Origin of the sequence: Phycobacter sedimenti, assembly GCF_038148855.1 — a bacterium.
Taxonomy (GTDB): domain Bacteria; phylum Pseudomonadota; class Alphaproteobacteria; order Rhodobacterales; family Rhodobacteraceae; genus Phycobacter; species Phycobacter sedimenti.
This window is the reverse complement of sequence record NZ_JBBVGR010000004.1, coordinates 65,969-78,943: the sequence shown is the minus strand read 5'-3', so window position 1 is coordinate 78,943 and position 12,975 is coordinate 65,969. Positions and strand designations below refer to the sequence as shown.

At 62.6% G+C, this 12,975-nt stretch carries 11 protein-coding genes; 10 read left to right on the top strand and 1 reads right to left on the bottom strand.

Annotation, left to right across the window (positions count from 1 at the left end; translation table 11 throughout):
* Positions 1–59: 59 nt before the first annotated feature.
* Genes AADA15_RS08345 through AADA15_RS08320 form a run of 6 tightly spaced genes read left to right on the top strand, consistent with a single transcriptional unit; the run spans position 60 to position 7,223 of the window.
* Positions 60–626, top strand: coding sequence for a tautomerase family protein (locus AADA15_RS08345; protein ID WP_341641099.1), 567 nt, complete (start codon positions 60–62; stop codon positions 624–626).
* A complete protein-coding gene (locus AADA15_RS08340) occupies positions 623–2,317 on the top strand; it encodes a hydantoinase B/oxoprolinase family protein (RefSeq protein ID WP_341641098.1) in 1,695 nt (564 codons plus the stop codon). Before AADA15_RS08345 ends, AADA15_RS08340 begins: the two co-directional genes overlap by 4 nt.
* Positions 2,314–4,377 carry a hydantoinase/oxoprolinase family protein gene (locus tag AADA15_RS08335; RefSeq protein ID WP_341641097.1) on the top strand — a complete coding sequence of 688 codons (2,064 nt, stop codon included), beginning with the start codon at positions 2,314–2,316 and terminating at the stop codon, positions 4,375–4,377. Before AADA15_RS08340 ends, AADA15_RS08335 begins: the two co-directional genes overlap by 4 nt.
* Positions 4,374–4,994: a cysteine hydrolase family protein gene (locus AADA15_RS08330; protein ID WP_341641096.1), complete on the top strand. Its 621-nt coding sequence runs from the start codon at positions 4,374–4,376 to the stop codon at positions 4,992–4,994. Before AADA15_RS08335 ends, AADA15_RS08330 begins: the two co-directional genes overlap by 4 nt.
* Complete coding sequence (locus AADA15_RS08325) at positions 4,991–5,857, top strand: isocitrate lyase/PEP mutase family protein (protein WP_341641095.1); 867 nt, start codon at positions 4,991–4,993, stop codon at positions 5,855–5,857. Before AADA15_RS08330 ends, AADA15_RS08325 begins: the two co-directional genes overlap by 4 nt.
* Entirely contained in the window at positions 5,838–7,223 is a 1,386-nt protein-coding gene (locus AADA15_RS08320; protein ID WP_341641094.1) for an FAD-dependent oxidoreductase, read from the top strand. Before AADA15_RS08325 ends, AADA15_RS08320 begins: the two co-directional genes overlap by 20 nt.
* On the opposite strand, the gene AADA15_RS08315 is transcribed toward AADA15_RS08320, so the two are convergent.
* Positions 7,220–9,079 (bottom strand): sigma 54-interacting transcriptional regulator, encoded by a 1,860-nt coding sequence (locus AADA15_RS08315; RefSeq protein WP_341641093.1) that lies wholly within the window; start codon positions 9,077–9,079, stop codon positions 7,220–7,222. The genes AADA15_RS08320 and AADA15_RS08315 overlap by 4 nt on opposite strands.
* Positions 9,080–9,281: 202 nt before the next feature.
* On the opposite strand from AADA15_RS08315, the gene AADA15_RS08310 reads away from it, so the two are divergent.
* Genes AADA15_RS08310 through cynS form a run of 4 tightly spaced genes read left to right on the top strand, consistent with a single transcriptional unit; the run spans position 9,282 to position 12,938 of the window.
* Positions 9,282–10,670: a CmpA/NrtA family ABC transporter substrate-binding protein gene (locus AADA15_RS08310; protein WP_341641092.1), complete on the top strand. Its 1,389-nt coding sequence runs from the start codon at positions 9,282–9,284 to the stop codon at positions 10,668–10,670.
* Positions 10,671–10,673: 3 nt separating this feature from the next.
* Positions 10,674–11,510 carry a nitrate ABC transporter permease gene (gene ntrB, locus AADA15_RS08305; RefSeq protein ID WP_341641091.1) on the top strand — a complete coding sequence of 279 codons (837 nt, stop codon included), beginning with the start codon at positions 10,674–10,676 and terminating at the stop codon, positions 11,508–11,510.
* Positions 11,511–11,520: 10 nt separating this feature from the next.
* A complete protein-coding gene (locus AADA15_RS08300) occupies positions 11,521–12,426 on the top strand; it encodes an ABC transporter ATP-binding protein (protein WP_341641090.1) in 906 nt (301 codons plus the stop codon).
* Positions 12,427–12,467: 41 nt separating this feature from the next.
* Entirely contained in the window at positions 12,468–12,938 is a 471-nt protein-coding gene (cynS, locus tag AADA15_RS08295; RefSeq protein WP_341641089.1) for a cyanase, read from the top strand.
* Positions 12,939–12,975: the final 37 nt, after the last annotated feature.

The following is a 12,975-nucleotide window of genomic DNA, read 5'->3' as shown; positions in this document are numbered from 1 at the left end:
ATTAACAATCGATAACAATCTGTATTACAGATAGTACAGATTTTGCAGGGGAGAGACGCGTGCCTATTGTTGAACTGCACCTGTTGCAAGGTTACGGCGCCGAGGAAAAGCGGCGTCTGGGCGAGGCTTTGACGGATGCCGTGCGCCTTGTGGTGCCTGCCGATCCCGATGTGGTTACGGTAATGATTCGCGAGATGGCGCCGGATCAGTACATGCGCGGGCGCAGGTCGCGCAGCGGCGCCACTGCCCTTCCGGACCCGCGTGAAATCGTGCGAAACTACCTTGGGGCGATGGAGCAGCGCGATCTGACCACCGCGCAGGAGTTGCTGGCGCCCGGCTTTACCATGCAGTTCCCGGGCGCCCCTGAAATGACAACTCTGGACGAGCTGATCGTCTGGTCAAAGCCACGCTACAAGTTCGTGACCAAGACCTACGAGCGGTTCGATGCAATGCAGTCCAAAGGGGCGGCGGCCATCGTCTACTGCTTCGGTGCGCTGTCCGGTGAATGGCTGGACGGGACCGCGTTCTCGGGGATTCGTTTCATCGACCGGTTCGAACTCGAAGGCGGCAAGATCACACGACAGGATGTCTGGAACGACATGGCAGAGGAAAAGGCAAAAGCATGAGCGACATCGACCCCATTACACTTTCGGTGCTGGCCGGGCGCATGGAGCAGATCGCCGATGAAATGGATGCGACGCTGTTCCGTGCAGCCTTCAACCCGATCATCGCCGAAGCACATGACGCCAGCCACGGTCTGTATCACGCGACGAGCGGCGACACGTTGGTGCAGGGCAAGTCGGGCCTGCCTATCTTTGTCGGGGTGATGTCCTTTGCGGTGAAGGCTGTCATCGAAAAGGCCGCAGCCGATGGCGACCTTCAGGATGGTGACATCTTTATTTTCAACGATGCCCATATCGGCGGCACGCACCTCAGCGACATGCGTCTTGTGCGCCCCTATTTCCGCGATGGCGAACTGTTCTGTTACCTCGCCTCGGTCGGTCACTGGCATGACGTCGGCGGTGCGGTGCCGGGCAACTACAACCCGGCCGCGACCGAGGTTTTCCAGGAGGCTTTCGTTCTGCCACCGGTCCGCCTGGCGCGCGCCGGGGTCATCAATCAGGACATCATCGACATCCTGTTGCGCAACACGCGCCTGCCGCAGTCGGCCATGGGGGACCTGAATGGTCAGCTGGGCGCGCTGGATCTGGGCGTCAAACGTATGGACGAGCTACTGGATGAATATGGCGCGGGCACGGTGCATGCAGGCCTTGATGCGCTGGGCCACCGGGCCGAGGCGCTGATGCGTTCGGAGCTGGAGGCGCTGCCCGATGGGCGCTGGGAGGCCGAGGATTTCCTCGACAATGACGGGATCACCGATGAACCGCTGCCGATCCGCGTTGCGTTGGAGATAAAGGGCGACCGGATGACCCTTGATTTTGCAGGCTCCGCCCCGCAATGCGCAGGCCCCGTGAACATTGCCCTGCCAACAACCGTTGCCACAGCCTATGTGGCGATCAAACATATCTTCCCCAGCCTGCCCGCCAATGCCGGTGTGATGCGACCCATCGACGTGAAGGTGCCCGAAGGATCGCTATTGTCGGCAGAGTTCCCGGCGCCCACTGGGGGCTATACCGAGACGATCCTGCGGATGATTGACGTGATCTTCTCTGCCTTTGCTGGGGCTGCGCCGGAGCGGGTGGTTGCCAACGCTTATGGCACGATCAACGCGCTCTCGATCGCGGGCAAGCGCAAGAACGGTCAGCCTTGGGTCATGTTCAGTTTCTATGGTGGTGGCCATGGCGGATCTGCCGAAAGCGACGGTCTGAACCACGGCAATGCGCCCATTTCGACCGCGACGATCCCGCCGATGGAGATCCTCGAGGCGGCATACCCCGTGATGTTCCGCAAATGGGCCTTGCGCCCTGACAGTGCTGGCGCAGGCGCCCATCGCGGCGGCATGGGCGCGCTCTACGAGATTGAAGTTCTTGAGGAAAACGGCGCCGAGGCCTTCCTGTTCGGAGAGCGTGGCCGCTTTGCGCCCAAGGGCATTGCCGAAGGGCAGGACGCGGCACTCAACGTCTTTACCTACGAGCAGGATGACGGCTGGAAGACCCCGCCGTTGGCCTCGAAGATGCGCGGGATCAAGCTGCGTCAGGGCCAGGCTGTGCGGCTGGAAACGCCGGGCGGCGGTGGCTACGGCAACGTCCGCGACCGAGCGCCCGAAGAGGTGGCGCGCGATGTGGCGCGCGGCCTTGTAAGCGAAGCGCGCGCAGATGCGCTCTATGGAACCAACTGGCGGGAGGTCACGGCATGAGCGGCCGCATGATTGGCGTGGACGTGGGCGGAACTTTCACCGACGTCTTTGTTCTGAACGAAAAGGACGGCAGCGCCGCCGTTGCCAAGGTGCCGACAACGCGCCCTGACCAGTCGGGCGGCTTCCTTGACGGGATTGGCCAGCAGGTTAAGGATCTGTCGGAAATTTCGGTGGTGGTGCATGGCACCACCGCGGGCACCAATGCTCTGCTCGAACGCAAGGGCGCCACGACTGGTGTCATCTGCACCGAAGGTCTGCGCGATGTGCTTGAGATGCGCCGCCGGGATCGCCCCCGGACCTGGGGCCTGCGCGGTGATTTCGAACCGGTGGTGGACCGCCGCAACCGTCTGGAGGTGCCCGAGCGTACGCTGGCCGATGGCACCATCCGCACCGCCGTCGATCTGGACGCGGTGCGCGCCGCCGCCGCCCAGCTGCGCGAGAACGGCTGCGAGGCAGTGGCGATCCTGTTTGCCAATGCCTATGCCAACCCCAAGAACGAGGCCGCCGCGGTTGCCGCCGTGCGCGCGGTCTGGCCCAATCCGCATGTCTCGGCCTCCTCCGAGATCCTGCCGGAAATCCGCGAATTCGAACGCTTCTCGACCACCGCGCTCAACGCCTATCTGCAGCCCGAGGTCTCGGGCTATCTGGGCCGACTTGAGAATGCGCTGAAGTCGGGCGGCTTTGATGGGGAGTTCATGATCGTACAGTCCAATGGCGGGGTGATGGCGGTGGATACCGCCTGCCGCCTGCCGGTGCGCACGGCCCTGTCCGGCCCGGCAGCGGGTGTGATCGCGGCGGGCTACATCGCGTCCTCGGCAGGGTTCGACAACATCATCACCGGCGATATGGGTGGCACCAGTTTCGATGTGTCGCTGATCGCCGAGGGGCAGTCGATGCTGTCGCCGCAGACCTCGATCGACTTTGGCATGGTGGTGCGCACCCCGATGATCGAGATCACCACCATCGGCGCGGGCGGCGGTTCTATCGCCTGGGTCGACAAGGGCGGGCTTTTGAACATTGGCCCCGAAAGCGCGGGATCCAACCCTGGCCCGGTGGCCTATGGCCTGGGCAACACGCGCCCGACGGTCACGGACGCAAATGTTGTTCTGGGCCGGATCGACCCGGACAACCCCATCGGCGGTAAACTCGAGCGTCTGGATGTAGAGGCGGCCAGCAAGGCCATCGATACTCATGTGGGGGAGCCGCTGGGCCTGTCCACGGTAGAGGCCGCCGAGGCGATCCTGCGGGTCGCGAACTCCCGCATGGCTGGCGCGATCCGTCTGGTCAGTATCGAGCGCGGCTTTGATCCCAAGCGTTTTGCCTTCATGCCCTTTGGCGGCGGCGGCGCGCTGCATACCGGCGCCATGCTGGGCGAGGTGGGCATCGCCCGTGCCATCGTACCCCGTTATCCCGGCGTGACTTCGGCCATGGGCTGCGTGATCGCGGACATGCGGCAGGATTTCGTGCAGACCATCAACTCTCTGGTGAACACTCTGGACGAACCCGCGTTGGGCGCCTTCATGCAGGATCATGCGGATCAGGGGATGGCCCTGCTTGATGCGGCGCGCACCACATTCGAGGCGCGCGAAGTCACCTTCGAACTCGACATGGCCTATGTAGGACAGACCCACACGGTTTCGGTTCCCCTCAGCGTTGAGGTGACGGATGGCAAGGTCATCGCCCCCAGCAGGGCCGAGATCGAAGCGGCCTTTGATACCGCCTATGGCGCCACCTTTGGGCGGCTTTTGAAGAATGGCGTGCGGCGGATCCTCAATCTGCGCAGCGCCGTGACCGGCAAACGGCCCAAGTTCGACCTGAAAACACTCGCCCCGCGCGGGCAGGGCACGGTCGCGCCAAAGTCGACGCGCCGGGTGCATTTCGGCACCGACTGGTTTGACACTGCGATTTATGATCGTCTTGCGCTACCCGTGGGGACGGTTATCAACGGCCCTGCCATTCTGGAGCAACCCGACACAACCGTGCTGGTGGAGCCGAACCTTCAGGCGCGGGTCGACGACTTTGGCAACACCATCATCGAACCGGCAAAGGACCCGTCATGAGCGACCCGAACACCTGGGATCTGACGCGCACCGCGCTGCTGACGATCGATCTGCAGAATGATTTCATCCACCCTGAGGGCGCCTATGGGCGCGCGGGCCAAACGAGCGAGGCCATTGCCGCCCTGCCTGACCGGATCGCTCCTCTGGTTGCGGCGCTCCGGGCACGGGGCGGGCACTATATCTCGGCCCAGTTCACCCTGGTCCCCGATGGCAAGGGCGAGCCGCTGATTTCGCCACATCTGAAGACGCTGCGCCCCTTCCTGGGGCGGGGGGATTTTGCACCGGGCAGCCAGGGAAACCGGCTGGTCGATGCGCTTTTTCCCGCGGATTTCGTGATCGAGAAGGTTGCCTATTCGGCGCTTTACCAGACGCGGCTGGAATATATCATGCGCGCGGTCGGCGTCGACCGCCTGATCGTGGGGGGCATCGTCACCAATGGCGGTGTTGCCTCGACCCTGCGCGATGCGCATCTGCGCGATATCGACACCGTGATGCTGACCGACGGCTGCGCAGCCTTCAAACCCGAAGTCCACGATGCCACGCTGATGTCGCTGGGCACGGTGACGCATCAGATGACCTGCGCCGAGGCGCTGACCTGGTTGGAGGGAACGGCATGAGTCTCAAGACACGGCTGACGCAAAAAGACATCCTGATCGCGCCCGGCGTTTACGACGGGCTGACCGCTTCGCTGGCAACCGCAGCGGGGTTCGAGGCGCTCTATCTCAGCGGTGCCGCCGTGGCCTACACGCGGTTGGGGCGGCCTGACATTGGCCTCACCTCGGTGTCGGAAATGGCGGACACCATGACCCTGATCGCCGACCGCACACCGCTTCCGGTGATCATTGATGCGGACACGGGGTTCGGTAATGCACTGAACGCGCAGCGCACCATGCGTCTTTATGAACGGGCAGGGGCCTCGGCCCTGCAGGTGGAGGACCAGACCTACCCGAAACGCTGCGGTCACCTGACCGACAAATCGCTGATCTCGGCAGGTGAAATGGCGGGCAAGATCGCCGCGATGGCAGATGCGCGTGCCACGGAGGAGACGCTGATCATCGCGCGCACTGATGCCATCGCTGTCGAAGGCTTCGATGCAGCCATAGAGCGCGCCGAAACCTATGTGGAGGCAGGCGCGGATGTGCTGTTCATCGAGGCGCCTCAGTCTCGCGAACAGCTGACCGGCATCGCAAGGCACTTTTCGGATCGCGTGCCGCTTCTGGCCAATATGGTCGAAGGCGGTGCCACCCCGATCACCGGCGCAGACGATCTGGAGCAGCAGGGCTTTTCCATCGTGATCTTCCCCGGTGGCATCGTGCGTGCCCTGGCCAAGACGGCGGGCGACTACTACCAAAGCCTGCATGCCAATGGCAGCAACCGCCCCTTTGCCGACCGGATGTATGACTTTGCCGGTCTCAACGAGGTCATCGGTACTGCAGACATGCTGGCCAAGGGCGCAAGCTATGACCGAAAAGACGATTGAGGTCTGCGCGCCGCCGCCCGAATTCGATTTTGACTGCGAAACGCTGATCATCGGTGCCGGGGCCTGCGGGCTGGTCGCGGCCCTGGCCGCGCATGAGACTGGCCAGTCGGTGCTGGTGGTCGAGGCAGAGGCGGTGGCCAGCGGATCGACCGCCCTGTCGGCGGGGTTGATCCCGGCAGCGGGGACACGGGCGCAAGCGGAGGCCGGGATCCAAGACGACCCAGCGCTGTTTGCCGCCGACATTCAGGCCAAGGCCAAGGGTGAGAATGACCCGGTGCTTGTGGGCCTTTTGGCCTCCGTTTCTGCCGGGGTGATCGATTGGCTGAGCGACCGCTACGGGCTGCCTTTTTCCGTGATCGACAATTTCACCTACCCCGGACACAGCCGTCACCGGATGCACGGGCTGCCCAGCCGGTCGGGCGCCGAGCTGATCAACGCCCTGCGGGCCGCCTGCGAAGCCGAAGGCATCGACATCATCTTCGAACGCCGCGCGACGCGCCTCTTTCATCAGGGCAAGCGGATCTCGGGCATTGCCGTCGCCCGCCCCGATGGCGGGGTCGAGGAGATCGGCTGTCAAAAGCTGATCCTTGCCTGCAACGGGTTTGGCGGCAATCGCGATCTGGTGACCGAGCTGCTGCCGGGCATCAAGGACGGGCTGTGGTTCGGCCATGACGGCAACCGGGGCGAAGCGGTGCTTTGGGGGAAAGAGCTCGGCGCGGATCTGGTGCATCTTGGCGCCTATCAGGGCCATGGCAACGTCGCGCACCCGCATGGGATCCTGATCACCTGGGCGACCATCACCGAAGGCGGCATCCAGGTGAACCGGGACGGGCGGCGCTTCTGGAACGAGGCGCAGGGCTACTCAGAGGCGTCACAGGCGGTGCTGTCCCAGCCGGGCGGCGAGGCCTTTACCATCTTCGATGCCCGCATCGCCGGGATTGCCCGCCAGTTCGAGGATTTTAAACAGGCCGAGGCGGCTGGCGCGATCCGCCAGAGCGATACCGTCGAAGGGCTTGCGCAGGATCTCGGCCTGCCGCCCGGGCAATTGGCGCAAACCCTGGCTGAATTGCCGAATGGAGGAACCGATGCCTTTGGGCGCAGCTTTTCCGGCGAGCCCCTGAAACCGCCCTATTGCGGGGTGCGGGTCACCGGCGCGCTGTTTCACACCCAAGGCGGGCTGCGCACCGATGCATCGGCGCGGGTCCTGCACCGGGAGGGAACTCCGTTTGAAAATCTATATGCAGGGGGCGGGGCGGCCTGCGGTGTGTCCGGCAAGGCCGATAGCGGTTACCTGTCGGGCAATGGGCTGCTGGCGGCAGTGGTGCTGGGCAAGCTGGCCGGTGACGCGCCGGTGGACGCGGGTTAGGCCCAGTCCATCTGCGTGATCCCGAAGGATTTGATCCGCGAATAAAGCGTCGTTGGCTTGATCTGCAACAGCGCAGCTGCCCCGTTGTCGCCGGATACCCGTCCTTCGGTCTCGCGCAGGGCCGCCACGATATTGCTTCGCATCATGTCCTGCATCCGCGCTTCGGTTACAAAGGGGGCGCGCCCCTGAGGCGCTTCGGGCGCGCCTGCGTACAGCTCCAGCACCAGCTTGTTCTCGCGCGAGACAATTGCGGCGCGCTCCATCACGTTGTGCAATTCACGCACGTTGCCGGGCCAGTCATAGGCCTGCATCTGCGCTACGGCGCGCTCGGTAATGACGGGCGCCTGCCGGTTGAACCTGCGGCAGGCGATCTTCAGGAGATGAGCTGCCAGCAGGGGGATATCCTCTGGCCTTTCGCGCAGGGGTGGGCAGGAGATCGGAAAGACATTGAGAAAAAGATGTAGGTCTTCGCGAATGCGCCCGCTGCGGCGCACGGCATCCTCGGATAGGGACGTCGCTGCGATCACCCGAATGTCCAGGGGCTTTTCCCGCGTATCGCCTAGCCGGATCACCGCGCCCTTTTGCAACGCGTGCAAGAGCTTGCCCTGGATCTCCAGCGGCATTTCCTCCACATCATCCACGAAGAGCGTGCCGCCATGGGCCAGTTCCAGTTTGCCGGGCTTGTCACGCGTCGCGCCATTGGGGGCTCCGCGCATCTGGCCGAACAGTTCTGCCTCGACCTCTTCCGGGGCGACCGAGCTGCACTTGAAGTGAATGAGGGGGCGTTTTGCGCGCGGGCTGGTCTTGTGAATCTCGGTTGCGACCAGGGATTTGCCGGTGCCGGTCTCGCCGGTGATCAGCACGGTGGCCGCAGTCTGGGCCACGAGGTCGATCCGGGCCACGATCTGCCGGATTGCGGGTGACGTTCCGATGATGTCATGGTGCGCGCGCTCGGAGGTGATCGCCTCCTGAAGGTAGGCGTTCTCCTGTTCCAGCCTGTCCCGCAGTGCGGCGACTTCCTCCATGGCGTCGCGCAGCTTGCGCTCGCTTTCCTTGCGCTCGGTGATATCGCGAAAGATGACCACGGCCCCTGCGAGAACCTGCTGATCGTAGATGGGCGTGGAGACATATTCGACGCGGATCGGCTTGCCATCCTTGCGCCAGAACACTTCGTCCTCGATCCGGTGGACCTGCTCAAAGCGGAAGGAGCGGTAGATCGGGCACTCATGGGAGTGATAGATCTCTCCGCTCAGGTGATGGTGGTGGATCATCGAATGGATGTCTTTTCCCAGAAGGTCTTCGGCGGTCCACCCCAGCATCTCGCGGGCGGCGCGGTTGACGAAGGTGGTCTTGCCCTCGGCGTTGACGCCATAGATGCCTTCGCCGGCCGCATTGAGGATCAGCTGGTTCTGGCGTTCCAGCTCTGCAAAGAAGCCTTCCGTCCGCTTCCAGTTCGCCAGACCGGCGCGAAAGGTCTCGGCCAGGGCGGCAGATTCGGCGCGTTGATCGAGTGCGCGCAGGTCCGTGATGGCAAGTATCAGCCAGCCCTCCTGTCCCGGCACCGGTTGCGCGCGTATTTCGCATTTCAGCACATTGCCATCCGCGCTGCGCAGCGGCACATCCCGCGTCCAGCCTGCGCCGCGATAGTCGACCTCTTCGATGAAGACCACAAAGCGAGGCATGGCCGCGCCAAGATAATGGGAGAAGGGGGCAGGGTTTGCGGCCTCTCGCCCTTCCAGCAGAAGCGCTGCTGGACGGTTCCAGTCCACAATGCGGTCCGCGCTCGTGTCGAGGATCAGGGTCGCTTCCGGAATGGACTGCAACAGGGAATCGGCATCGAGAAGATCAAGAGACATGGTGACAGCTTAAGGGACTGTTGGGGGTGTCGAAAACGAAATCTCGTAAATTACGAAATGTCGTAATAAGCCATACTGAAGGATAAAGTCAAGTATCTGATTTAAATGTATTTTGTTTGCTGCACAAATGTTGGGCGGTAGCTTTTTTCCCGTCGTTTTGCCTGTCAGGGTTAACAAAACACTGACTGCGAAAGGGACCCCCATGACGATCAAGAGCCTTGGAAATCCGTTCTCCGAAAAGACAGACCTGCGGCACGGTGCCGACTGCGGTTGCGAGGGGTGCCTGTCGAGCCACGGACACGACAAGACCCACGCCGAGCCTGCGCAAATGTCCTCGGAACAGATGCTGGAGCGCGCAGTTGAGAGCGCCGTCGTGCGCTCGGTCTTTGGTCAGAATGACATCGGGCGCCGGTCTTTCATGGGCATGCTGGGCGGGGGCACCGTTGCAGCGGCCCTTGCCTCTGTCTTCCCGATCGAAAAGGCCAAGGCGGCGATCCTTGATGAACTAGGCCCGCCGGAGAAATCGGATCTCAACATCGGCTTTGTGCCTATCACCTGCGCAACGCCCATCATCATGGCCCAGCCCATGGGGTTCTACGAACGCTATGGCCTTAACGCACAGGTCATCAAGACGGCCGGCTGGGCGGTGGCGCGGGACAAGTCCCTGTCGGGCGAATATGACGCCAGCCACATGCTGACGCCGATGCCGCTGGCGATGACGCTGGGCGCCGGGTCCATCGCGGAACCCTACATCATGCCCGCGGTCGAGAACATCAACGGCCAGGCCATCGTCCTGTCGAACGAGCATCTGGACAAGCGCGATCCGAAACAGTGGAAGGGTTTCACCTTCGGCGTGCCCTTCGAATATTCGATGCACAACTTCCTGCTGCGCTACTACGTGGCCGAGCATGGCCTCGACCCCGATGTGGACATCCAGATCCGCGTTGTGCCGCCGCCAGAGATGGTTGCCAACCTGCGCGCCGGGAACCTTGACGGGTATCTGTCGCCCGACCCCTTCAACCAGCGTGCCGTCTGGGAAGGTATCGGCTTCATCCATATGCTGACCAAGGACATCTGGGAGGGCCACCCCTGCTGCGCCTTTGCTGCGCCGCTGTCCTTTGCGACCGAACTGCCGAACACCTATGGCGCCCTGCTGAAATCCATCATCGATGCCACGCAATACGCCTCCAACCCCGAGAATCGAAAGGAGATCTCCGAAGCCATCGCACCGACGAACTATCTGAACCAGCCGGTTCCGGTGATCGAGCAGGTGCTGACAGGCACCTATGCCGATGGTCTGGGCGAAGTGCAGCGCGTGCCCGACCGCATCGATTTCGACCCCTTCCCCTGGCATTCGATGGGGGTCTGGATCCTTACGCAGATGAAGCGCTGGGGCTATATCGAAGGCGATGTGGACTACAAATCGGTGGCCGAGCAGGTTTACCTCGCGGCCGATGCCAAGAAGGTGATGAACGATCTCGGCTACGAGGCGCCGGACGTCACCTACAAATCCCACACCATCATGGGCAAGACCTTCGATCCGGCCAAGCCAGAAGAGTACGTCTCCAGCTTTGCGATCGGAAAGGGCTGATCCATGCTGGACAACCTTTCAACAAACCAGCGCGCGCTGATCCTGTCGGTGGTGATGCTGGTGGTGGGCCTCCTGATCTGGGAGGCCGCCATACCAGCCCAGAAGGCGGCCGCAGAGCTGACCGAATACGAACGCCTGACCGGGGGCGGTGCCCCCAAGGCAGGCGTGCCGCCGCCAAGCCAGGTTCTGGCAAAGGCCTGGGAGCAGCTGTCGAACCCGTTCTATGATGCTGGCCCCAACGACAAGGGGATCGGCATCCAGATCGGCTATTCCATCTACCGGGTGCTGACCGGCTATCTGATGGCGGCGCTGATCGCGATCCCGCTGGGCTTCCTCATCGGGATGAGCCAGGTGGCCTACAAGGCCTTCAATCCCTTCATTCAGGTGCTGCGCCCGATCTCGCCGCTGGCCTGGATGCCGCTGGCGCTGTTCATCATCCAGGACAGCGAGGCCTCGGCGATCTTCGTGATCTTCATCTGTTCGATCTGGCCGATGTTGCTGAATACCGCCTTTGGCGTGGCCGGCGTGCGCGAGGACTGGGTGAATGTGGCCCGGACCCATGAACTCGGCCCCCTGCGCACCGCCTTTACGGTGATTCTGCCGGCCGCTGCGCCGACCATCATCACCGGCATGCGGATTTCCATCGGAATCGCTTGGCTGGTGATCGTGGCGGCAGAGATGCTCGTTGGGGGGACCGGCATTGGCTACTACGTCTGGAACGAGTGGAACAATCTCGACCTCACCTCCGTCATCTTCTCGATCCTCATGATCGGCGTCGTGGGCATGTTGCTGGATGCCGCCTTTGGTGTCCTGCAGCGCGCCGTCGCCTACGCGGAATAGGAGCATACCCATGCCTAAACCCTTTCTCAGCATTGAGCGTCTGACGCAGCAATTCCCAGATGGTCAGGGGGGCACCCTGACCGTGTTCGAAAACGCCACCTTCGGCATCGACAAGGGAGAGTTCGTCTGCATCCTCGGCCACTCCGGCTGCGGCAAGTCGACGATCATGAACATCCTGGCGGGGCTGGCCGAGCCGACCTCGGGCGGGGTCAAGATGGATGGCACCGAGGTTTCCGGCCCCTCGCTGGATCGCGGGGTGGTGTTTCAGAACTATTCGCTGCTGCCCTGGCTCTCGACCCTGAAGAACGTGACCTTCGGCGTGAAGGCGCGATATCCGAAATGGTCCAAGGCCAAGGTCGAGCAGCACGCCCGCGACTACCTGGCCATGGTGGGCCTTGAAGGTGACGTGGTGCATCGCAAGCCCAGTCAGCTGTCGGGGGGCATGCGCCAGCGGGTGTCCATCGCGCGGGCCTTTGCCAACCACCCCAAGCTTTTGCTGCTGGACGAACCCTTCGGGGCGCTCGATGCGCTGACGCGGGGTACCATTCAGGACGAGCTTTTGAAGATCTGGGGTGGGACCGAGCAGACGGTCTTCATGATCACCCACGACATCGACGAGGCGATCCTTCTGGCCGACCGGATCCTGCTCATGACCAATGGTCCCTTTGCGCGCGTCGCGGAGTCAGTCGAGATCACCATACCGCGCCCACGCAGCCGCACCGAGATCGTCGAGCATCCCAATTACTACGCGATCCGCAACCACCTGGTGCAGTTCCTCGGCCAACGCTCGAAAGAACTGGCAGGACAGAAAAGCGACGATCCCGATCAGCGCCCGACCACCGTGCGCATCGACAAGACTGCTGCGGCAGAGCCAGAGCCCGAACCGGCCCCACGCCTGCATGCCGTGAACGATTAGTTTGGCGCGAAAAAAAACAAGAACAAGAAGGAGAAAAACAAATGAAAGATACGTTTGAGGTTCCCACCATGATGACCAAAGAAGACGTGACGATGATGATCCTCTCGGCCAAGAAACAGGCCGGGCTGACCTGGGAAGGCATCGCCGACAAGATCGACATGTCACCGGTCTGGACCCATTCGGCCTGCATGGGCATGAACGCCTTCCCAAAGGACAAGGCCGAAGCGCTGGTGACCGCGCTGTCCCTGCCACAAGAGGCCGCATCGGTGCTGGAAGAGCCGCCGACCAAGGTCTGGGAGCAATCCGTGCCAACGGACCCCTGCATCTACCGCCTTTATGAAATCGTCGGGGTTTATGGCCCGACCATCAAGGCGCTGATCGAAGAGAAATTCGGAACCGGCATCATGTCCGCCATCGATTTCGACATGCAGATCACCCGCGTGCCTCACGAAAAGGGCGATCGGGTCAAGCTCGAGATGTCTGGTAAATACCTGGCGTACAACGCCTGGTAGGCCGTGATCCGGCCGACAGGAATGGGGACTCACGGAA

Excerpts from the sequence above, each read along its gene's own strand:
- AADA15_RS08340 (WP_341641098.1), top strand. The coding sequence starts at position 623 with ATGAGCGACATCGACCCCATTACACTTTCGGTGCTGGCCGGGCGCATG.
- ntrB (WP_341641091.1), top strand. The coding sequence starts at position 10,674 with ATGCTGGACAACCTTTCAACAAACCAGCGCGCGCTGATCCTGTCGGTG.
- cynS (WP_341641089.1), top strand. The coding sequence starts at position 12,468 with ATGAAAGATACGTTTGAGGTTCCCACCATGATGACCAAAGAAGACGTG.
- AADA15_RS08330 (WP_341641096.1), top strand. The coding sequence starts at position 4,374 with ATGAGCGACCCGAACACCTGGGATCTGACGCGCACCGCGCTGCTGACG.
- AADA15_RS08325 (WP_341641095.1), top strand. The coding sequence starts at position 4,991 with ATGAGTCTCAAGACACGGCTGACGCAAAAAGACATCCTGATCGCGCCC.
- AADA15_RS08315 (WP_341641093.1), bottom strand. The coding sequence starts at position 9,079 with ATGTCTCTTGATCTTCTCGATGCCGATTCCCTGTTGCAGTCCATTCCG.
- AADA15_RS08335 (WP_341641097.1), top strand. The coding sequence starts at position 2,314 with ATGAGCGGCCGCATGATTGGCGTGGACGTGGGCGGAACTTTCACCGAC.
- AADA15_RS08300 (WP_341641090.1), top strand. The coding sequence starts at position 11,521 with ATGCCTAAACCCTTTCTCAGCATTGAGCGTCTGACGCAGCAATTCCCA.
- AADA15_RS08310 (WP_341641092.1), top strand. The coding sequence starts at position 9,282 with ATGACGATCAAGAGCCTTGGAAATCCGTTCTCCGAAAAGACAGACCTG.
- AADA15_RS08320 (WP_341641094.1), top strand. The coding sequence starts at position 5,838 with ATGACCGAAAAGACGATTGAGGTCTGCGCGCCGCCGCCCGAATTCGAT.